The sequence below is a fragment of the Polaribacter litoreus genome (genome assembly GCF_054584775.1).
This window is the reverse complement of record NZ_JBTLRD010000005.1, coordinates 51,905-71,370: the sequence shown is the minus strand read 5'-3', so window position 1 is coordinate 71,370 and position 19,466 is coordinate 51,905. Positions and strand designations below refer to the sequence as shown.

22 protein-coding genes and 1 tRNA gene are annotated in these 19,466 nt (G+C 29.5%); 12 read left to right on the top strand and 11 right to left on the bottom strand.

Annotated elements, in window-relative coordinates; translation table 11 throughout:
* Positions 1–105 precede the first annotated feature (105 nt).
* The 6 genes from mutY (at position 106) to gldD (ending at position 4,129) form a co-directional block, all read left to right on the top strand.
* A complete protein-coding gene (gene mutY / locus ACW9UN_RS05420; RefSeq protein ID WP_459484603.1) occupies positions 106–1,149 on the top strand; it encodes an A/G-specific adenine glycosylase in 1,044 nt (347 codons plus the stop codon).
* Positions 1,150–1,193: 44 nt separating this feature from the next.
* Positions 1,194–1,439 (top strand): hypothetical protein, encoded by a 246-nt coding sequence (locus tag ACW9UN_RS05415; protein WP_459484600.1) that lies wholly within the window; start codon positions 1,194–1,196, stop codon positions 1,437–1,439.
* A 26-nt stretch (positions 1,440–1,465) separates the two neighbouring features.
* Positions 1,466–1,735: a type II toxin-antitoxin system RelE/ParE family toxin gene (locus ACW9UN_RS05410; protein ID WP_459484598.1), complete on the top strand. Its 270-nt coding sequence runs from the start codon at positions 1,466–1,468 to the stop codon at positions 1,733–1,735.
* A gap of 3 nt (positions 1,736–1,738) precedes the next feature.
* The gene (locus ACW9UN_RS05405; RefSeq protein WP_459484597.1) at positions 1,739–2,170 is read left to right on the top strand and encodes a single-stranded DNA-binding protein; all 432 of its coding nucleotides are present in this window, start codon (positions 1,739–1,741) and stop codon (positions 2,168–2,170) included.
* A gap of 83 nt (positions 2,171–2,253) precedes the next feature.
* Complete coding sequence (gene gldE / locus ACW9UN_RS05400) at positions 2,254–3,582, top strand: gliding motility-associated protein GldE (RefSeq protein WP_459484594.1); 1,329 nt, start codon at positions 2,254–2,256, stop codon at positions 3,580–3,582.
* Positions 3,575–4,129: a gliding motility lipoprotein GldD gene (gene gldD, locus ACW9UN_RS05395; protein WP_459484592.1), complete on the top strand. Its 555-nt coding sequence runs from the start codon at positions 3,575–3,577 to the stop codon at positions 4,127–4,129. The genes gldE and gldD overlap by 8 nt, the downstream gene beginning before the upstream one ends.
* A 107-nt stretch (positions 4,130–4,236) precedes the next feature.
* Here the strand turns inward: gldD and ACW9UN_RS05390 are convergent, their stop codons facing one another.
* The 4 genes from ACW9UN_RS05390 to moaC all read right to left on the bottom strand — a co-directional run bounded on the left by ACW9UN_RS05390 (position 4,237) and on the right by moaC (position 8,945).
* A complete protein-coding gene (locus ACW9UN_RS05390) occupies positions 4,237–6,006 on the bottom strand; it encodes a MutS-related protein (protein WP_459484590.1) in 1,770 nt (589 codons plus the stop codon).
* Positions 5,999–7,096, bottom strand: coding sequence for a HesA/MoeB/ThiF family protein (locus tag ACW9UN_RS05385; RefSeq protein ID WP_459484589.1), 1,098 nt, complete (start codon positions 7,094–7,096; stop codon positions 5,999–6,001). The genes ACW9UN_RS05390 and ACW9UN_RS05385 overlap by 8 nt, the downstream gene beginning before the upstream one ends.
* A gap of 72 nt (positions 7,097–7,168) precedes the next feature.
* Positions 7,169–8,329 carry an NTP transferase domain-containing protein gene (locus ACW9UN_RS05380; protein WP_459484587.1) on the bottom strand — a complete coding sequence of 387 codons (1,161 nt, stop codon included), beginning with the start codon at positions 8,327–8,329 and terminating at the stop codon, positions 7,169–7,171.
* A 136-nt stretch (positions 8,330–8,465) separates the two neighbouring features.
* Complete coding sequence (moaC, locus tag ACW9UN_RS05375) at positions 8,466–8,945, bottom strand: cyclic pyranopterin monophosphate synthase MoaC (RefSeq protein ID WP_459484586.1); 480 nt, start codon at positions 8,943–8,945, stop codon at positions 8,466–8,468.
* Between the two features lie 409 nt (positions 8,946–9,354).
* Here moaC and ACW9UN_RS05370 point away from each other — a divergent pair, with 409 nt between their 5' ends.
* Together ACW9UN_RS05370 and ACW9UN_RS05365 are read left to right on the top strand one after the other, a co-directional pair.
* Positions 9,355–10,575, top strand: a complete 1,221-nt coding sequence (locus tag ACW9UN_RS05370) for a metallophosphoesterase (RefSeq protein ID WP_459484584.1) — start codon at positions 9,355–9,357, stop codon at positions 10,573–10,575.
* 85 nt (positions 10,576–10,660) lie between these two features.
* Complete coding sequence (locus ACW9UN_RS05365; protein ID WP_459484582.1) at positions 10,661–10,954, top strand: thioredoxin family protein; 294 nt, start codon at positions 10,661–10,663, stop codon at positions 10,952–10,954.
* 290 nt (positions 10,955–11,244) lie between these two features.
* Here the strand turns inward: ACW9UN_RS05365 and ACW9UN_RS05360 are convergent, their stop codons facing one another.
* The 5 genes from ACW9UN_RS05360 to ACW9UN_RS05340 all read right to left on the bottom strand — a co-directional run bounded on the left by ACW9UN_RS05360 (position 11,245) and on the right by ACW9UN_RS05340 (position 14,112).
* On the bottom strand, positions 11,245–11,997 hold the full coding sequence (locus tag ACW9UN_RS05360; RefSeq protein ID WP_459484580.1) for a hypothetical protein: 753 nt from the start codon (positions 11,995–11,997) through the stop codon (positions 11,245–11,247).
* A 169-nt stretch (positions 11,998–12,166) separates the two neighbouring features.
* A tRNA-Arg gene (locus ACW9UN_RS05355) sits at positions 12,167–12,240 on the bottom strand.
* A 59-nt stretch (positions 12,241–12,299) separates the two neighbouring features.
* Positions 12,300–12,530: a putative signal transducing protein gene (locus ACW9UN_RS05350; protein WP_397445387.1), complete on the bottom strand. Its 231-nt coding sequence runs from the start codon at positions 12,528–12,530 to the stop codon at positions 12,300–12,302.
* Positions 12,531–12,540: 10 nt separating this feature from the next.
* On the bottom strand, positions 12,541–12,693 hold the full coding sequence (locus ACW9UN_RS05345) for an SsrA-binding protein (RefSeq protein ID WP_459484576.1): 153 nt from the start codon (positions 12,691–12,693) through the stop codon (positions 12,541–12,543).
* A 75-nt stretch (positions 12,694–12,768) separates the two neighbouring features.
* Positions 12,769–14,112 (bottom strand): SPFH domain-containing protein, encoded by a 1,344-nt coding sequence (locus tag ACW9UN_RS05340; RefSeq protein ID WP_459484574.1) that lies wholly within the window; start codon positions 14,110–14,112, stop codon positions 12,769–12,771.
* A 617-nt stretch (positions 14,113–14,729) separates the two neighbouring features.
* Here ACW9UN_RS05340 and ACW9UN_RS05335 point away from each other — a divergent pair.
* From ACW9UN_RS05335 to ACW9UN_RS05320, 4 genes are all read left to right on the top strand, one after another.
* Positions 14,730–15,659, top strand: coding sequence for a calcium/sodium antiporter (locus ACW9UN_RS05335; RefSeq protein ID WP_459484572.1), 930 nt, complete (start codon positions 14,730–14,732; stop codon positions 15,657–15,659).
* 85 nt (positions 15,660–15,744) lie between these two features.
* On the top strand, positions 15,745–16,356 hold the full coding sequence (locus ACW9UN_RS05330; protein ID WP_459484571.1) for a DUF1684 domain-containing protein: 612 nt from the start codon (positions 15,745–15,747) through the stop codon (positions 16,354–16,356).
* 234 nt (positions 16,357–16,590) lie between these two features.
* A complete protein-coding gene (nhaC, locus tag ACW9UN_RS05325; RefSeq protein WP_459484569.1) occupies positions 16,591–18,075 on the top strand; it encodes a Na+/H+ antiporter NhaC in 1,485 nt (494 codons plus the stop codon).
* A 1-nt stretch (position 18,076) separates the two neighbouring features.
* Entirely contained in the window at positions 18,077–18,535 is a 459-nt protein-coding gene (locus ACW9UN_RS05320; protein ID WP_459484566.1) for a GNAT family N-acetyltransferase, read from the top strand.
* Between the two features lie 133 nt (positions 18,536–18,668).
* Here the strand turns inward: ACW9UN_RS05320 and ACW9UN_RS05315 are convergent, their stop codons facing one another.
* Both ACW9UN_RS05315 and ACW9UN_RS05310 read right to left on the bottom strand, forming a co-directional pair.
* Positions 18,669–18,923 (bottom strand): hypothetical protein, encoded by a 255-nt coding sequence (locus ACW9UN_RS05315; protein ID WP_459484564.1) that lies wholly within the window; start codon positions 18,921–18,923, stop codon positions 18,669–18,671.
* Between the two features lie 68 nt (positions 18,924–18,991).
* Positions 18,992–19,438 (bottom strand): hypothetical protein, encoded by a 447-nt coding sequence (locus ACW9UN_RS05310; RefSeq protein WP_459484562.1) that lies wholly within the window; start codon positions 19,436–19,438, stop codon positions 18,992–18,994.
* Positions 19,439–19,466: the final 28 nt, after the last annotated feature.

Below are 19,466 nucleotides of genomic sequence, written 5' to 3'. Positions count from 1 at the left end.
CAAAAATGCGGATGCAAATATATGATAATTAATCAATTCCAAAAACTTAAACAACTAAATTTATGTGAATTTTATGATGTAATATTGCAAATCTATTTTTAATCGATGAAATTTTCTAACACTTTAATATACTGGTACTTACAAAACAAGCGAGAATTGCCTTGGCGCAAAACCAATAACCCCTATTTTATTTGGCTGTCAGAAATTATGTTGCAACAAACCAGAGTTGCACAAGGTTTAGACTATTATAACAAGTTTACAACTGCTTTTCCAACAGTTTTTGACCTTGCAAAAGCAGATGAAAGTATGGTTTTAAAAATGTGGCAAGGGCTAGGTTATTACTCAAGAGCAAGAAATTTGCATGGTGCAGCTAAATATATTGCCAACGAATTAAATGGAGTTTTTCCAACAACCTATAATGAAATAATAAAATTAAAAGGAGTTGGAGATTATACAGCATCAGCCATTGCCTCTTTTGCGTTTAATGAACTTACAGCAGTTGTAGATGGCAACGTGTATAGAGTTTTATCGCGTTACTTTGGAATTGAAACTGCAATTAATTCATCAGTAGGAATTAAAGAATTTAAAACGCTAGCGCAATCTTTAATTAACAAAAAGCAACCTGCAATTTACAACCAAGCAATCATGGAGTTTGGCGCTATTCAGTGTAAACCCAAAAAACCATTGTGTATGTTTTGTCCGCTTTCCGATAGTTGTGTGGCACTGCAAAAAAATATCATTGAAAAACTGCCAGTAAAAGAGAAAAAAACTAAAGTAAGAAAACGTTATTTTAACTATTTAGTGATTCAAACAGAAGATGATAAAACTATTTTATATGAAAGAAAAGGAAAAGGAATTTGGCAAGGTTTGTATCAATTTCCATTAATTGAGAGTAATAAATTGATTCATAAAGATGAACTCATTTCATCCGAAGAATTTAAAAATTTATTTCCTGATGAAACCACGATTTCGTTGTTTAATAAAAAAGAGATTGTACATAAATTATCACATCAACATTTAAATACCCAATTCTGGATTGTTGAAACCAAGGAGTTGACATCCGCAGAAATAGAATGGTCGAAGATTGAAGAGTATCCAGTACCAGTTTTAATTGCTAATTTTTTAGAAGATTACCTCATTAAAAAGTGATTGATATTTTTGAGTTTTTATTATATTTACATAAATATTTAGTGATGAATGTAGAGTCAAAAAGGAATGAGTTATCTAGATGGATTAAAAATTTAGATGAACAGATGTTAGAGAGAATTGATGAGCTTAAAAAAAGTTTGTCTAATGGAATTGTGATTTATACTTCTGAGGGAAAAGGTTTAACGCAAAAAGAGTATAAAATTCATTTAGATAATATTAGGAAAAATATTGATAAAGGTGAGAAAACATACTCATCAAAAGAAATTAGAAAATTTGTTTTAGAAAGATAATGGATGTTGTTTAGTCGCGTGAAGCAATGAAATCATTAACCAATATTTATGATTACATTTTTGATGACAGTCCACAAAATGCAATTAAAGTCTTCGAAACTTTATTAGATTTGGGAGATTCACTAAGTGATGAGCGTTTTGAATATTCAAAAGAACCTATTATTAATGAAAATAAATATAGATTCATTCCAAAATGGAATTATAAAATAATTTACGAAAGAAAAATTGATAAAGTGGTAATTCTTGATGTGTTTAGTACCAAACAAAACCCTAATGAATTATCAAATAAATTTTAAGCTATGGCAGGAACAATAAACAAAGTAATTTTAATTGGTAATTTGGGTGATGATGTAAAAATGCACTATTTTGATGATCAAAATTGTGTAGGACGTTTTCCTATTGCTACCTCAGAGAGTTACACCAATAAACAAACAGGAGAAAAAATTACCAATACAGATTGGCATAACATTGTAGTAAGAAATGGTTTGGCTAAAGTTTGTGAAAAATATTTAGGCAAAGGTGATAAAGTGTATGTAGAGGGGAAATTAAAAAACCGACAGTGGGAACAAGATGGTGTAAAGCGTTACTCAACTGAAGTACAGGTTAATGAAATGACTATGCTCTCTAACAAAAGAAACGATACAAATTCAAGCCAGCCTCAGCAAAACCAGCCTCAAGCAGCACAACCAAAACCAGCTGTAGAAGAAGAAAATGATGATTTACCATTTTAAAATAAAAATAACACAACGTCTTTGTTCTTAAAAATCTATAAATTATATTTCTAGATATATTAAGCATTTAAAAACTATTTATTTTGGATCCAGATCCTGAACCTTTATTGCTATTTTTAGCTGCTATTGATTTTTTAACATCAATCAATATTTTAGCGCTACTTATCTTACTGTTTTGTTCTGCACTCATTTCTGGTACAGAAGTTGCTTTTTTTTCTTTATCACAAACAGATTTAAACGAACTTTCTAACGACGGTAAAGAAGAAAACATTATTGTAACTTTATTAAACAAACCTAGAAAATTATTGGCAACGATTTTAATTACTAATAATTTTATCAATATTTTAATTGTATTATTATTTGCTTCTTTAGCAGAAACCCTGTTTGGCGATTATGATTACGAACTTAACATATTTTTATTTACAGTTTCTATCCGATTTTTAATAGAAGTAATTTTAGTTACTTTCTTAATTTTGTTATTTGGTGAGGTTTTGCCAAAAGTATACGCGTCTAGAAATGCACTTCGGTTTTCTAAATTAATGTCTAAATTTATCAATTCAGTAAATATTTTATTAACACCTTTTAGCTCGCCATTAATCTTCGTCACAAAATTTATAGAAAAAAAATTAGGCAATAAAAATTCTAGTTTTTCGGTAGAAACTTTATCGCAAGCTTTAGAATTAACTTCAGAAGGAGCAACCACAAAAGATGAGCAAAAAATTTTAGAAGGAATTGTAAACTTTGGTAACACCGAAACTGTACAAATAATGAAGCCTAGAATAGATATTTTTGCATTGTCTGACGATGAAAGTTATGAAGTAGTGTTGCAAAAAATTCTTGAAAATGGATATTCTAGAAACCCTGTTTACAAAGAAAACATCGATAATATTATTGGTATTTTGTATGCTAAAGATTTATTAGCGCATTTAAATAAGAAAAATTTTAAATGGCAAAGTTTATTGCGAGAAGCTTTTTTTGTGCCAGAAAACAAAAAGCTAGATGATTTATTAGATGATTTTAGAGCACGTAAAAATCACTTAGCCATTGTGGTTGATGAATATGGGGGAACCAGTGGCTTGGTTACTTTAGAAGATGTTATTGAAGAAATTGTTGGCGATATTAATGATGAATTTGATGATGACGATTTACAATACTCTAAAGTAGATGCCAATACGTATATTTTTGAAGGAAAAACTACAATAAAAGATTTTTGTCGTGTTTTTGATGATGAAGACGAAGCTATTTTTGAAGAAGAAAAAGGAGAAAGTGAAACCTTAGCAGGTTTTATTCTAGAAGTTTCTGGAAAATTTCCTAAAAAGGGCGATAAAATAAACTTCAAGAATTACACGTTTACCATAGAAGCCTTAGATAAAAAACGCATAAAACAAGTAAAAGCTATCAGAAATGTGTAAAACCTTTTTTTTATTTATCCTATTTTTTTTTCTGATCACTTCTTGTAACGATAATGTGTTGCCAAAACCAAAAGCATATTTAAGTTTACAATATCCAAAGAAAACCTATAAAAAATTAAGTGTAAAAAGACCTTATACTTTTAATGTTTTAAAAAACACCACCATTATTGATGATAAAAATAACTGGTTAAAAATAAAATATCCTAATCTAAAAGCATCCATAGATATTACTTACAGACCTGTACAAAACAATTTAAAAGAACTGTTAACAGAAGCCGAAAAATTGGTGTTTAAACATGCAGTAAAAGCAGAGCAAATTATTCCGAAAGATTTTGTGAATCCTAAAAATAACGTTTTTGGCAGTTTGTATGAAATTACAGGTAATGCAGCTTCTCATTTGCAATTTCATCTTACAGATAGTACACATCATTTTATAAAAGGGGCTTTGTATTTCTATGCAAAACCTAATTACGATTCTATTTTACCAGCTGTTGCTTATATAAAAGAAGATGTTTTAAAATTAATTGAGACTACTGAGTGGAAATAAAGCCCATACTAACCTTGACAAAGGGAAGGAATTCCAATCTTGATGGTAAAGTAGTTGGTTCATTTAGTCTTGTCTCTTGATTCTTTTCTCTCTTGTCTCAAAAAAAATTAAACAATCTCCATTTTTAGCAATAAGAAAGAAGCATTCATGTTTTTACAAATTCCGTTTTTTAAAGTATAGTCAAAATGCAACTCGCTATTACTGATTTCTGCATCAAAATAGTAATTTCTGATGCTAGAAAATTCATTTTCTAAATCGCATAAACTAACATCGTGCGTAGCAATAATTCCAGTAGATTTAGATTTGGTTAATTTTTCAATAAATTGTTTAGAACCGATTGCCTTGTCTTTACTATTTGTTCCCTTTAAAATTTCGTCTAAAATGATAAAATATTTTTCTTTCTTAATTTCATCTACAATAAATTTTAATCTTTTTAGCTCTGAGTAGAAGTACGATTCATCTTCTGTTAAAGAATCTGTAGTTCTCATACTCGTTATCAATTTTATTGGCGAATATTGAAAACGTTCTGCGCAAACAGGTAAACCACAATTTGCCATAACAATAGACAAAGAAACGGTTCTTAAAAAAGTGCTTTTGCCAGCCATATTTGCTCCAGTAACAATAAAAAATTGTGCATTATCAATAGTAAAATCGTTGTCAACTCTTTTGTTTTGATCTAATAAAGGATGTCCTAAATTGGTTGCTTGTATAATTTTATCAGTGTTAGAAATTACAGGAAAAATAAAATTAGGATGATTGAATTTAAAATTCGCCAAAGAGTTTTGAGCATCAAAATAAGCAACTACTTCAAACCATTTTTCTACAGTGTGTTTGTAGTTGGTTATCCATTTTTCAACTTTACAAGCATTGTTTAATTCCCAAAGCAACAATCCGTTGCCTAAAACTGCAATAATAATGTTGTTTCTGTTATCAAAAGCATCTAATATTTTAGAAAACTCCTTAAAAATTGTAGAGGCTTTTTTGTTTTCAGATTGAATGATTTTCTGTTGATTAACTAAATTTTTTGTGGTAAAACTTTCGTTTTCAATTTCATTTAAAAGTTGATGGTATTGCTTAAATGTTTCTCTAACTTTTTCCGTTTCAGTATATAATTTGCTTGTTTTTTTAATGAACGCACCTGTGATAAAAAGTCCCACAAAAAACCAAGCTGTTAAAAACGAAAACGATAGTAATCCGAAAGAAATCAGTCCTATTAGAATTAAAGAAACTACAGAAAAAACTAACTGTATTTTAGATAAAAACTTAGGTAAAGTAGGAGAGTAGTTCAAAAACCAAGTAACAATAGCAGTAGATTTGTTTTTTACAGATACCAAACTTGCCAAAGCAGAAAAATGCTGACGCCATTTTACTTTATCTGCGAGTTCATTAATAGTTTGTTGTTTTTCGAAAATATCATCAATTTTATTTTCTGAAAAACATTCAGATAATACTTTTGTACCATCAATAGTAGTTGTTCTGTTGATGTATTGAAAAAACGAACCTTTGCCAAACAAATCGATATCATTACTGTAAAAATGGGTGGGATTTACAAATTCATTTCCTGTTGCTAAGTGATGAAATTTTCGGTGTAAAACTTCAATTTCGATGGTGTTGATGCTAATTTTTTTATCAATAATCGTTTTTTTTCTTCTAAGATTGATGTGTTGTGATACTAAAAACGAGAAAATTGCAATACCTAAAAAGGCGATAATAAATACTGTGGGATAATTACCAAATGTAAAATATATAAAAAAGCAGGTGATTAAAAATACCGCAAATCGTAAAACTGCTAGTTTGAAAATATTGTTTTTAAGCTGCAGTGATTGTTGCTCTAAATCCGTTTTTTGCTGATTGTAAAATGCTAAAGGATTATTCATAACTTGAAATTCCGCCAGTTAAATTTAATACTTTTAAATTTGGATATTGTTTTTTCATTTTTTCTGTAGCTCTGTAACTATTGAATCCTCTTTGGCAAACCATTACATAAGTTTTAGCGTAGTCAATATCAATTTTTTTAGCATCAAAACTATTAATATGAATGGTTTGATGCACTTTAAAAGGCAATTTTAAATTGTTTAACACAGCTATAATTTCTAGGTTTTTATCGCCCAATTTTTCTTTTAACTGTTGAGGTAATATTTGCCAATCCAAATTTTGATTAGCGCAAGCAGCATCAACATAAGTTTGCATTTTAAACAATTTTGCAATTTTTTCTTTTGTAAAAATAGACTTTAATTTCATTTTTAGTTGCGTGTTTTGCAACACATTGTAAATTAACAACTGGTTGGTTAATGGTTTTCCTATGCCAGCAACCAATTTTAAAACTTCATTTACTTGCGCAGTTGCAATGATACCCACAATGGCATTTAAGGTTCCTGCTTCTTCACAATTAGGAATATCTGTAGCCATTTCTGGAAAAGCATCTCTTAAATTACATGAGTAACTTCCGTCTGCTTGCTTTATATTAAATGCAGCCACATAACCATCAAATTTATATAGAGAGCCATATACCAAAGGTTTGTTTTTTAGAACACACGCGTCATTTAACAAATATTTTGTGGGTAGCGAATCTGTTCCATCAACCACAATGTCAAATTTATCTATTAATTCAAACACGTTTTCTTTGGCAATTGCTTTGTTGGTGTAATTTACCTCTGTAAAAGGTGCTCTTCGCTTTATAAATTTACGTAAAACTTCTGCTTTTGGTTTTCCAACATCGTCTAAACAATAAAAAACTTGTCTGTGTAAATTGGTAATATCAACAGTATCAAAATCAACCAAATGGAGTTTACCAATGCCACTTGCAGCCAAATACACAGCAATTGGGCTACCTAAACCACCACAACCAACCACCAAAACTGAAGCGTTTAGAAGTTTTTGCTGACCTTCTTCACCAATTTCAGATAAAGTAATTTGACGTTTAAAAAGTTGGTTTTTTGTTGGTTTCACTTTTGATATATTTGTCATTTTGAGCGAAATGCAATGTAGTCGAAAAATCTTTTCTTTTTTAAGATTTCTCTATAAAGTCGAAAGGACAAACTACATTTTTTTTAACTCATTTTTAGCCATTTCAAATTCCTCAGGTGTGTTGATATTACGTATCAAATCGTCATCAATTTCTACAATTTCTACATCAGAATTAATAAGCATTTTACGCGGACAAGAATATCCTTGTGCTAAATATTGCAATAAAATAGGATACGCTTTTGACTCATAAATAGTAATTAATGGTTCTACAAATTCTTTACTTTTTCCTTTAATAGCAGTTGCTGTTTTAGACGGATTCCTTTTTTGCAATACTAATTTTATCAAATCGTCATTCACAAAAGGAAGGTCTGTAGCCAAAACAAACCAAGCTGAATTGGGATCTTTTTGAAAGGCAGAACAAATGCCACCAAAAGGACCTAAATGCAAGAATGTATCTGGGATTTCGTTTTGAGATTTCTCGACTGCGTTCGAAATGATATAAGATTTTCCATTGTCACCTTGAGCGCAGTTGAAAGGTCTTACCGAATAAAAAGTTTCTAAATTGTTGTTTTCTAACAATTCTTTGGCTATTTCTTTCTGTGGCTTCCCATAATAATTAAGCTGGGCTTTATCAGTTCCCATTCTTGTACTTTTTCCACCCACTAAAACCAGCCCTTTTACAGGTGCAATTTTCTCTTGAATGATGTAGTTAATGTGATTTGAAATTTTATCAATTTCGTTAATCGTATAGCATTTTAAGTTTTTTATCTGCGGATATTTTTCTTCTAAAAAATCAAAATATTGGGTTTCTGGTTTTAGTTTGATGATAAATTGAATGTTACCCAATTGCTCTAATCTTTTTAAAACAGACGCTTCTTTAGCTGCGTCTAAAACTAAGATTTGTTTTGTTGCTTGATAATGATTACCATTTATAAATACAAAATCATGTTGTGCAAATTGCAATCTTTGTTGAAATTTATTGATACTTCCAGAAGTTGTAATTTGTAAATTTCCTTGATGATGAAAAGTATATTCAGAGATGGTGTTGTTATCTACATCTTTTGCATGTGAAGCATCAAAATAAGCCAATTTGTAGTTTGATAATTTACGCGAAATCGCATACACTAGATTTGAAATAATTTTACAGTTTGTTCCTAAAATCGCAATTTCGTTAGGCGCATAATGTTCATTATTTCTTCGAACTAAATTTGTATGTTTTTGATGTTTTTTCATGTACATTTAAATTCTATAAACTAACTTTTGTCATTTCAACTTTATGCAGAAATCTTAAATTAATTATTTAAAGATTTCTCACTTTTACTGCTTTTCATTTGAAATGAGACAATAGAGTTTCTTCCCTTTGGGAAGATTAAGATGGGATTTTAATATCCGATTTTCCGCCTGTTTTTTCTAAGAGTTTTACTTCTTTAATCACCATTTTTTGACTAATACTTTTGCACATATCGTAAATAGTTAAGCAAGCAATATTAGCACCTGTTAAAGCTTCCATTTCAACTCCAGTTTTTCCAGTAATGGTTACTTTACACAATACTTCTATGTGTTCATTATCAATAATATTGATGTCAATAGCTACACCATTTATCAAAAGAGGATGACACATAGGAATCAATTCAGAAGTTTTTTTAACTCCTTGAATTCCTGCAATAATTGCTGTTTGAAAAACAGGTCCTTTTTTAGTAATAAGTTCATCATTTGTAAAATTCGAAATAATAGTTTCACCCAAAAACATTGTTGCTTTTGCCAATGCTGTTCTTTTGGTAATTTTCTTATCAGAAACATTTACCATTTTAGGATGATTACTTTTGTTGATGTGTGAAAAGTTGCTCATTAATTACAAAAATAAATTGATACTACTAGGATTCACAAAATTAAGGCAATTTCTACAATACCTACTTTCTTTGAAGGATTAATTTACTTACAAGTTGTTTTGTTTGTAAACAAAAGATAAATTATTAAAATAACTACAGCAAAAGCACTTTGTAAAGTAAAACTGCCTTTAGTATCTATACATAAATGATGAACACTTTTTGGTAGCTAAAAAACAAATAAGCAACTTAAAGTTTAAATTAAATTTTATAAACTCTTTATAAACTCGTTCAATTATCAGAAAAAAAAGAAACAGTTACTGCCGTAAAACATTTTAAATTACTGCATAAAACTACTAAAAACTTTAACAAGTTGTTAAAAATCATTCGTTTTTTAACGTTTACCTTTGCTTTGTTTTTAAACTTTAGCTTATGCCTCGTTGGTTAATTCCAGTTCTTATTTTACTTGTTTTAATAGTTGTTGTAGAGATTTATATATTTCAGGCATTTAAAACAATCACCTCAAATAAATGGATACGATTTTCTTTCTTAGCAGCTAGTATTGCAGTTTATATTTACTTTTTGATTACTATACTTACGTATGATAGAAGTAGAGGGCAAACACCACAGTTTCAAATGGCACTGGGTGTTTTACTAACTTTTTCAATACCCAAGTTATTTGTGATTTTGGTACTTTTTGGAGAAGATGTATATCGATGGATTGTAAAAGCAATTTCTGCAATTTCTAGTTCAGAAACTCAACCTTTAGCAGGTAGAAGAAAGTTTATTTCGCAATTGGCTTTGGGGGTTGCTGCAATTCCTTTTGTGTCTTTTATTTATGGTATTATTCAAGGAAAGTACAATTATAAAGTAATCAAATATCAGCTTTCTTTTGATGATTTACCAGAAGCTTTTGATGGATATACGATTACTCAAATCTCAGATATTCATTCAGGGAGTTTTACGAATAAAGAAAAAATACAGTATGGAGTAGATTTAATTAACGAGCAAAAATCGGACGTGTTATTATTTACAGGTGATATTGTAAATAATAAAGCTGATGAAATGGACAATTGGATTGATGTTTTTGCACAATTACAGGCAAAAGAAGGCAAATATGCTATTTTAGGAAATCATGATTATGGTGATTATATGGATTGGAAATCGCCAGAAGATAAAGTAAAAAACTTTGAAGATGTAAAGAAAATACATCAAAAAATTGGTTTTGATTTGTTGTTAGATGAGCATCGATATTTAGAAAAAAATGGGCAAAGAATTGCCCTTTTAGGAGTAGAAAATTGGGGTAAAGGTTTTAATCAAGCTGGCGATTTAGCAAAAGCATCAGCAAACATTAAAAAAGAAGATTTTAAAATTTTAATGAGTCACGATCCAAGTCACTGGCAAGAAAAAGTAAAGAAAGATGATTTTAATTATCAATTAACCCTTAGTGGCCATACGCATGGTTTACAAATGGGAATCGAAATTCCAGGTTTTAGATTTAGTCCTTCTCAATTTGTATATAAACAATGGGCAGGTTTGTATCAAGAATATGGGCGTTACATCAATGTAAATAGAGGTTTTGGTTATCATGCTTTTCCTGGTAGAGTGGGGATTTGGCCAGAAATTACAGTTATTGAGTTGAAAAAGGCTTGATAATCAGTAGAATTGTTCAATTTTAGTATATTTGTGTAAAGCGAGTAAAAAATATTTTTCTGTTTTTTCTTTAAAATAATTTAGTATGGCAAAGTTTGGAGAATTAATTAGTGTAAATAAACCTGTTTTAATTGATTTTTATTCTGATTGGGATGAGGCAGAAAGTTCTGTAAGTACCTTAAGAGATGTTGCAGCTGCTATGGGTAACAGTGCAAAAATTATTAAAATAGATATTAAAAAGAACGAAACTTTAGCAGATGCCTTGCGTATAAAAGGAAACCCAACTTTTATGATTTACAAAGATGGAGAAATGAAATGGCGAGAAACTGGCTTTAAAAATGCTGATGCCTTAATTGAGATTATTCAAAAATATCTCTAATAAAAATAAATTTTTTTAAAAAAGAGACTGTCTGAAAATTAGGTCTGGATGTCATTTTGAGCGAAGTCGAAATATCTATGTATTTAATTATCAATAAACAAGGTTTCTTAGCCCAACTATTTGCTTCGCAAGCTACTTTCAATAAAAATTTATTTTATCGTTTTTGTATATGGTTTGTTGCGAGATTTAAGCAACTAATTTATTAAATAATTACCGACCAAGAAAGTCAGCGAGGACTTTCGTAAGTAGGCGAGAAGCCAGCAATAAATTATATAAGGTGTTGGCAATAGTTAATACTCATATTTGCCTAACCAATTAATTTCGGATTTCCATTCGGGTTTTTTATATTTTCCGTTATCATAAATTCTGAAAAACTTATTAATATTATTTTTCCTAAAAATATTTTTAATAGAATCTAATTCATTATTATTAATTGAGTTGTCCATAAAAATTATAACATTTAAAGTGTCTACTTTGAAATTTCTTTCCAATTTTTTAGCATTAATATTTCTCACTATTTCAGTATGTTTGAAAAGAGACCGTTTAAAAATTATTTCATTAATACTGTTCAAATTATTGTCAGTTCTAACCAAAATAGAATCATCTTTCTTTCCTAAATATAAATTAAATGTAAGTTCTTTATTTTCAATGTTCGATAATTTTTCAGAGGTTTTAGGCAAATTTAATTTCAATCCAATTCTATTTTCAAGAAACTCAAAATTATTTTGAATTCTCTTTAAGATTAAATTATAAACTGAATCGGTTTCGTGTTTTATCCACAAAGTGTCTTTTCTGGAATTAAGTTTAAAGTCCCAAACAGTTTCTTCAAGTTTAATTTTTTTATCAAAAACTTTCCATTTAGTTGAATAATTTCTGTCATAATGAACAACAGGATTTTCTATCAATATTGAGTCATTTGAAAATGTAATATTTATATCAAAATTCGTATCCGATGTTGAACTCCAATTTCCAATAAAATCAGATTTCCTATTTTCTTTTTTACAAGAAATTAAGATTATTAAAATTAGTAGTATTTTCCTCATAATTATTGCCAACTCATTAATATTAAAAACAACAACAATTTAATTTTCAAATAAATACGCCTATTTAAACCAGAGAAGTTATATCGAACTCGTGTTAAATTATCTGTAAATAGTGTGAAAATAAAAAAACCAGCATTTACAAAAACGTTGTAAAGTGCTGGTTTTCAAGTGACCATGACAGGATTCAAACCTGTAACCTCTTGAGCCGTAATCAAGTGCGCTATTCAGTTGCGCCACATGGCCGTAAGCGGGTGCAAATATAAGCTCATTTTTCTAAATTAGAAAATTTGACCTCTATTTTTTTAAGCATTTATTTGTGATTTGTATGCAGATAGCACTTTTTCTGCTTTTTCTATATCTTTTTGTAAAACATATAGCTCTACTGATGCTTGCTGCTCTCCATAACCCCCTAATCTTGCAGACTCAAAACGATCTTTCACCAAGTATTGAATATTTGCAGCTTCCAATTCCATTTTTAATCCATTAATAATAATAGTTGTATCCGTAAATAATTTAGTATAATCTAATTCCATAATTTTAGGTTTAATCAAGTGAATTCTTAGTTACATAAGCTCTCCAACCAATAATTGCCAATTGTATTTTTGATGCTTTAGCAACATCTAATTTTCTTTTGGAGTAAGAAGGTAAAACAATTTTATTAATTTTAGCTACTATTTTAAAAATTTGTTTTTTCATTAAAGTTTGATTATTTATCAAATTTAATGAAAAATAACAACTCAATCTTTTCAGAATGAGTTGTTTTCATTAAAACTACTTTTCCTTAACCATCATTCTTTTTGCCAAATCTGCACCAATTAAAGATTGCAATAGGTTACTATTATTTCCTTTTTCTGTACCTGAAATATAAGTAGCAGGTAAACTCAATTCTTTAATTTGCTGTGCTACACCAACAGCTGTTTTATACTCCCATTCTGCTCTTTCTTGTGGTGTTAAGCCTGCACTTACTAGTTTAGCATTTTCATAATACTGAGCATCAGCTGCAACTTTTTTACTTTTTGCCTTAAATTGTTCTACCTCGTATTGCTTTTTTTCTTTTATCAAATTAAATTCTGCAACTTTTGCTTCTGTTTCTGCTTCAATAGTTTGTTGTATTTGTATTTTTTCTAATCGAGCACGTTCTTTAGCTTTTTCAGATTCTCCTTTAGCAACTTCTTTTTTAGCTCTATAATATTCACGTTCTGCTTGTTGCTTTTCTAATTGTGTTTGGGCAACTTCATTTTTTTGCAAATCTAAACGCTCATCAAAAGAAGATTCCCAATCAATACCAGTAACTTGAGCCTGATAAATTTTTAATCCATATTGTTTTAAAGAGTTTGTATTGTCTCTAACAATATTTCCACTATTGTCTCTTTTGATTCTAAATTTTTTCTGTTTACTCGATTTATTTACACGAATTCGTCTTACAGTAGTGGTATCTCCCACAATTTCGTTAACATTTTCAGCTTCATAATATTGCTCTACTTGATACATACCGTTTTCTAACTGATCTCTAAAATATCGATCAAAATCAGAAGCTTGACCAGAAATATAATCTTGGGCATCCATTAATTTACAGGTGTTTTTAATAGCGGCATCAATGTTGGGTAACACTCTACCATAAATCAATTTAGATTCGCTTTTATTTCTATCTGCCATATTTAAAAACACATCTTCATCATTAATATTAACACCCACAATAACAGAGGTGCTTATTTCTGCTTTAATTGCATCACTAAATTCCCATTTTTGCGCTTTTCTATTGTACATACCTTGTGTACTCTCTGGCAGTTGGCTACTGTTTTCTACAATAATGTCTTTTACAGAAGTTTCATAAGAAAGGGGTATAATTCTTCCCCACCATTTTAATTTTAAACCTTGGGTAGTAATCATTTTATCTCCACCCGTTAAATATTGTACAGCATAGGCAGTACCTGCATCTGCGTAAAAGAACATTCCATTTAATACAGTTAATAAAACACCAAGAATAATAATCTGAAAACTTCTTTTTTGATGTGGTATATTAAAGGTTGTAGTTGTATTGTTTGTAAAAACCTTTTTTAAGATAAATAGTGCCATTCCAATAGCAATAAGTGTAATTCCGATAAATGTTAGCATAGTAATTGTTTTTTTAGATGAAATGAATATTTTTTTTGAAACAAGCGTTCTTTTAAGCTTAAGCACAGCAATATTTTTAACAGTTCCATTATCAGTTTGTTACTGAAACATTGTATATCAAGGTTCGAAATAAGTTGTGTTTTGATAATTTAAAAAAGAAAAAAAACGAAGCAAAGCGCTAAAGCATTCTATAGCTTAGAATAGAATTGAAATAATAATTTCAGAAATAAGTTTAATGAATTTTAACGCTGCAATAATCATGATAATTAAGTTTTTTTAGTTAGTAATAAGGTTATTTGAGTAATTGTTTTTTGAAGATACTATGTTTGTATATTGCCTACCAAATGTTTATAAACAAATCTTTTAAACTGATTTAACATTATAAACTAAAAAAATAAAATTTGTTTTAATGTGTAATATGAATTACTATAAAAACATTACACTATAAAACTAAAAACTCTTTTAAGGTGTAAAACAATTAGCAACTAAAGGGGTGTTTGTATTGATTTTTTAAGAAGCAAAGGAAATCCTATTATAGAAAGGGGTTAAAAAAGCATTTTGATTTTTTGTTTTCTTTTCGAGATGATAAAAATGTATCTTTGCAAAAAAGCAATTCAATGAATTTTTTACTAATAATTGGAGGTTTAGTTTTGTTGGTTTTGGGCGGTAACTGGTTGTTAAAATCAGCTGTTGCGTTATCCTTAAAACTAAATATTTCTAAAGTTGTAGTAGGTATGACAGTAGTGTCTTTTGCTACCTCAGCTCCAGAACTTATTGTTAGTATAAATGCTGCGTTAAATGGATCTTCTGATTTGGCATTAGGCAATGTTATAGGTTCTAATATTGCAAACCTTGGTTTAGTTTTAGGAATTACATTGTTATTTGGTAATATGACCGTTGAAAAAAACTTTTATAAATTAGATTGGCCTGTTATGCTTATTGCCTCTGCGTTACTCTTTTTGTTTTTATCTAACGATACTGTGATTGTAAGATATGAGGGTGTTCTGCTTTTCTCTTTTTTAGTTCTCTTTTTAGTTTACCTTTTGCGTACTCAAAAAAAAATCGACTTAGAGGAATTAGAAGATAGTAGTAGTTTAACTAGTATTAAAACTACATTATATTTATTACTTGGAGGTTTGGGCCTTTGGGGAGGTTCTGAATTACTCATTAAAGGAGCAACTGCATTGGCTTTAGATTTTGGTGTTACAGAACGTGTAATTGGAGTAACTATAGTTTCTATTGGTACAAGTATTCCTGAATTGGCTGCATCTATTATAGCCGTTATTAAAAAAGAAAAAGCCATTTCTTTAGGTAATTTAATTGGCTCTAACATTTTTAATATATTAGCTGTTATTGGTATTACTTCTATGATAACACCTATTTCGCTTTCTGATGAAAGGTTATTATCAAGCGATATTTATTGGATGCTGGCCATTTCAATTGTTATTTTACCAATGGTTTTACTACCCAAAAAATATATCTTAAATTGGAAACATGGCACTCTTTTACTAGCTGCTTATTGTACTTTTATTTACATCACTTTATAACTTATTTAGGCTTATTCTTTTTTTAAAGCCTTAAACTACATAAAATAGTTGAATGTTGTATTTTTGATTAGCTAAAATTTATGTGATGAAAAATCTATTTGTATTTGTTTCTTTTTTATTGATATTATCATGCAACTCTCAAGATAAAAGACCTTTGGTGGGTGAAACTGCATATCAACAAAAATTAAATGCTAGTTATAAGGATGCAACAACATCGCCTTTAAAAAAGAAAGATTTAAAAAACTTTAAAGGTTTAGATTTTTTTCCTGTGGATTCTTCTTTTATTGTTACCGCAAAATTAACTAGAACAGAAAATGCACCAACTTTTAAAATGGCTACTACCACAGACAGAGCACCTTTATACAAAGAATATGGCATTTTAAATTTTAACTTAAAAGGAAAAGATTTACAACTCACTATTTATCAAAGTCAAGATGATTTGAGAGATGAAAAATATAAAGATTATCTTTTTTTACCTTTTACAGACGATACTTCTGGCAACGAATCGTATGGAGGTGGACGCTATATGGATGTTATGACTACTGATATTAATGACAACAACACCATCACATTAAATTTTAACAATACTTATAACCCTTACTGTGCTTATAATGATAAATATTCTTGCCCATTAACACCGAGAAAAAATCATTTAGATATAGGAATTAGGGCAGGCGTAAAGGCTTTTAAGAAATAGTTTAAAAATTTAAAAAGTGTTATTTTTAATAAAACATAGTTAAGCCTAAATATCAATAATCTAAAAAAAAAGATTTCTCTACTAGTTTGAGGCGACTAGATGAAAACGATCCGATTTCAAATTACATCAAAATAAATTTGCGTAATGCAGCTATATTTTACAAAAATTAGCAGCACAATTTTGATTTGCATAACATTGCGTAAAATTGTAACATTACACAACTAAAACTTTAGAATGGAAAGTCAAAATATATCTCCAAAAGAACCTCAAGACGAAAACATAATTGAAAATAAAGAGCTAAATATTTGGGAAGCGTTAATTCCTATTTTTGCTTTAATTGGAATGTTATTTTACAATGTGTTTTTTGTTTATGGAGATGATGCTTTGAGCGGAAGTAATCAGTTTATTTTATTAATAGGTGCAGCTGTCGCTGCCATAGTTGGGTTTAAAAATAAAGTTTCTTACAAACAAATGATAGCAGAGGTTGCAGAAAATGTAAAATCTACAACTGGTGCAATTTTAATTTTATTAATGGTAGGTGCCTTAGCAGGTACTTGGTTAATAAGTGGCATTATTCCTTCTATGATTTATTATGGATTACAAATTTTAAACCCCACCATATTTTTAGCAGCTTCTGTAATTATTTGTGCCATAATTTCTATAGCAACCGGAAGTTCTTGGACTACCTCTGCAACAGTTGGTATTGCTTTAATTGGTATAGGAAATACTTTGGGAATTTCTGCTGGTATGACTGCTGGAGCAGTTTTATCGGGTGCTTATTTTGGCGATAAAATGTCTCCTCTTTCTGATACCACAAACTTGGCACCAACCATGGCAGGGGGTGAACTGTTTGATCATATAAAATACATGGCCATAACTACTATACCAACAATTTTAGTAACGCTTTTAGTTTTTATAATTATTGGCTTTTCTATAGAAACTTCGGGCACACCAGATATTTCAGACAAATTATTAGCGATACATCAAGCTTTTAATATTTCTCCTTGGTTATTTATTGTTCCAGCTTTTGTTATCTTTTTAATTGTAAAAAAAACAGAACCCTTAATTGCGTTGTTGGCAGGTACACTGCTAGCTGGTATAACTGCAATTATAGCTCAGCCAGACATTGTTATAAATGTTGCAGGAGCCAAAACGTTAACCATAAACACTGCTTATAAAGGTGTTATGAATGCAATAACTGTAGATTCTGCTGTAGAAACTACAAGTGCCGAACTAAACGATTTATTTTCTGCAGGAGGTATGAGTGGTATGTTAAATACCATTTGGTTAATTATTTGTGCAATGGTTTTTGGGGGGGTTATGGATGCTATTGGCGCATTATCTAGAATTAGTAAAGCCCTGCTAAGTTTAGCATCTACAGTTTTTGGCTTGTTTGCAAGTACAGTGGCTAGTTGTTTGGCTTTAAATATTACAGCTTCAGACCAATATTTGGCAATTGTAGTTCCAGGAAAAATGTTTAAAAAAGCCTATGAAGATAAAGGTTTAGCACCAGAAAACTTAAGTAGAACTTTAGAAGATTCCGGAACTGTAACTTCGGTTTTAATTCCTTGGAATACTTGTGGTGCATATCAATCTGGGGTTTTAGGTGTAGGTGTTGGTGAATATTTCTTTTACGCTATATTTAATTGGCTAAGTCCTTTTACAACCTTACTTTTTGCAGCTTTAAACATTAAAATAAAACAAATCATAAAAAAATAAAATGATTGTTAAAGCTGATGTTTTAGATGCAAAACAATTAACAGCAATAGCTTTACAATCGAAAGCTTTTTGGGGTTATTCTAATGAGTTAATAGAAAGCTGGGAAGAAGATTTGACTGTAACTCCAAAAATGTTTGAAGATTGGAACATTTACAAATATGCTACTGATGATGAAATTGTAGGTTTTTATATACTAAACAGAGCCAATATTAGAACCAGTTTTTTAGAGTTTTTATTTGTATCACCAAAATTTATAGGGCAGGGCATAGGAACACAATTGTTAAATCATGCAAAAAATTATTGTATTAAAGGAGGTTGTGCAATCTTAAATGTTTTATCAGATCCAAATGCAAAATCATTTTATGCAAAACATGGTTTTAAGGTGATTGCTGAAACAGAAAGTTCGATTCATGGTCGGTTTTTGCCTGAAATGGAGTTTGAAATTTTAGAAAATATGTAATGCTCATCAACTAAATTGATATTTCTTTTCGAAACTAATGACTTTTGCTTTGTGAAAAAATCTGGTTTACAGTAATACCGCTGTTACCCTCAACTCTTCAAAACAAACAAAAATAATTGATCAAAATAAAGTTCTATTCTTTTTTGTTTTTTATCAGAAATGTAAAAAGATTTAAAATAAGAGAAATTGTCAGTAAAACCCAAGGAGTGCCATGTAACAACACATCAAACCAATCTTGGGCTTGCATTCCTTTTTCTGGATGAAAAGCATTTCCGCCTAAAATCCATTGTATTTTACCCCAAATATGAGGAGGATTAAAAGGAGCTAAACCTAAGGTTAAACTCGCTATTAAAAAAAGTTTCCAATTGTCTTTTAGTTGATTCTTCATATTTACAATGTGTAACCTATTTTTTATACTTTTAAAAAAAACAATGATTCTACAAACGAATACAATAATTACTCTTTTAAGTAAATCCTAATAGGTAATTGATATTTGGTAGTTACTTTATAACGTTGCTTTATAGCAGGAAAAACAATCGGTAATTTATCCACAGAAATCTGTATAATACTGTCTAATTCTGGCAATTCTGTTTTTATTTTTTCAGATGATTTTAAGCCCTCAAAAGTTATTTTTCCATCCGCTTTAATCATCAAATCTACTAAAATAGTTTCATCAATAGTATCTTCAATAGATAATGGATGTTTTTGTAGCTCCGTACTAATTTTTTGATGAATGGTTGTTCTAAAACATTCTGATTTTTTTGTTTTATCGATAATAGAATCACATTCTGAAAAAGATGGAGAAGTATCTACAGCAGTAAAATCTACAATAGTATCTATAGCTTGTAAAGGCTGTTTTTTTGTAAACGGAAATTTATCACACGAAGTGAAAAAAATCGCCAATAAAAAAAAAGAAAAAACACGCATATAA

What these genes read in the sequence shown, in the direction of transcription:
- mutY (WP_459484603.1), top strand. Translation starts at nt 106, where the DNA reads ATGAAATTTTCTAACACTTTAATATACTGGTACTTACAAAACAAGCGA.
- ACW9UN_RS05415 (WP_459484600.1), top strand. Translation starts at nt 1,194, where the DNA reads ATGAATGTAGAGTCAAAAAGGAATGAGTTATCTAGATGGATTAAAAAT.
- ACW9UN_RS05410 (WP_459484598.1), top strand. Translation starts at nt 1,466, where the DNA reads ATGAAATCATTAACCAATATTTATGATTACATTTTTGATGACAGTCCA.
- ACW9UN_RS05405 (WP_459484597.1), top strand. Translation starts at nt 1,739, where the DNA reads ATGGCAGGAACAATAAACAAAGTAATTTTAATTGGTAATTTGGGTGAT.
- gldD (WP_459484592.1), top strand. Translation starts at nt 3,575, where the DNA reads ATGTGTAAAACCTTTTTTTTATTTATCCTATTTTTTTTTCTGATCACT.
- ACW9UN_RS05390 (WP_459484590.1), bottom strand. Translation starts at nt 6,006, where the DNA reads ATGAATAATCCTTTAGCATTTTACAATCAGCAAAAAACGGATTTAGAG.
- ACW9UN_RS05385 (WP_459484589.1), bottom strand. Translation starts at nt 7,096, where the DNA reads ATGACAAATATATCAAAAGTGAAACCAACAAAAAACCAACTTTTTAAA.
- ACW9UN_RS05380 (WP_459484587.1), bottom strand. Translation starts at nt 8,329, where the DNA reads ATGAAAAAACATCAAAAACATACAAATTTAGTTCGAAGAAATAATGAA.
- moaC (WP_459484586.1), bottom strand. Translation starts at nt 8,945, where the DNA reads ATGAGCAACTTTTCACACATCAACAAAAGTAATCATCCTAAAATGGTA.
- ACW9UN_RS05370 (WP_459484584.1), top strand. Translation starts at nt 9,355, where the DNA reads ATGCCTCGTTGGTTAATTCCAGTTCTTATTTTACTTGTTTTAATAGTT.
- ACW9UN_RS05365 (WP_459484582.1), top strand. Translation starts at nt 10,661, where the DNA reads ATGGCAAAGTTTGGAGAATTAATTAGTGTAAATAAACCTGTTTTAATT.
- ACW9UN_RS05360 (WP_459484580.1), bottom strand. Translation starts at nt 11,997, where the DNA reads ATGAGGAAAATACTACTAATTTTAATAATCTTAATTTCTTGTAAAAAA.
- ACW9UN_RS05350 (WP_397445387.1), bottom strand. Translation starts at nt 12,530, where the DNA reads ATGGAATTAGATTATACTAAATTATTTACGGATACAACTATTATTATT.
- ACW9UN_RS05345 (WP_459484576.1), bottom strand. Translation starts at nt 12,693, where the DNA reads ATGAAAAAACAAATTTTTAAAATAGTAGCTAAAATTAATAAAATTGTT.
- ACW9UN_RS05340 (WP_459484574.1), bottom strand. Translation starts at nt 14,112, where the DNA reads ATGCTAACATTTATCGGAATTACACTTATTGCTATTGGAATGGCACTA.
- ACW9UN_RS05335 (WP_459484572.1), top strand. Translation starts at nt 14,730, where the DNA reads ATGAATTTTTTACTAATAATTGGAGGTTTAGTTTTGTTGGTTTTGGGC.
- ACW9UN_RS05330 (WP_459484571.1), top strand. Translation starts at nt 15,745, where the DNA reads ATGAAAAATCTATTTGTATTTGTTTCTTTTTTATTGATATTATCATGC.
- nhaC (WP_459484569.1), top strand. Translation starts at nt 16,591, where the DNA reads ATGGAAAGTCAAAATATATCTCCAAAAGAACCTCAAGACGAAAACATA.
- ACW9UN_RS05320 (WP_459484566.1), top strand. Translation starts at nt 18,077, where the DNA reads ATGATTGTTAAAGCTGATGTTTTAGATGCAAAACAATTAACAGCAATA.
- ACW9UN_RS05315 (WP_459484564.1), bottom strand. Translation starts at nt 18,923, where the DNA reads ATGAAGAATCAACTAAAAGACAATTGGAAACTTTTTTTAATAGCGAGT.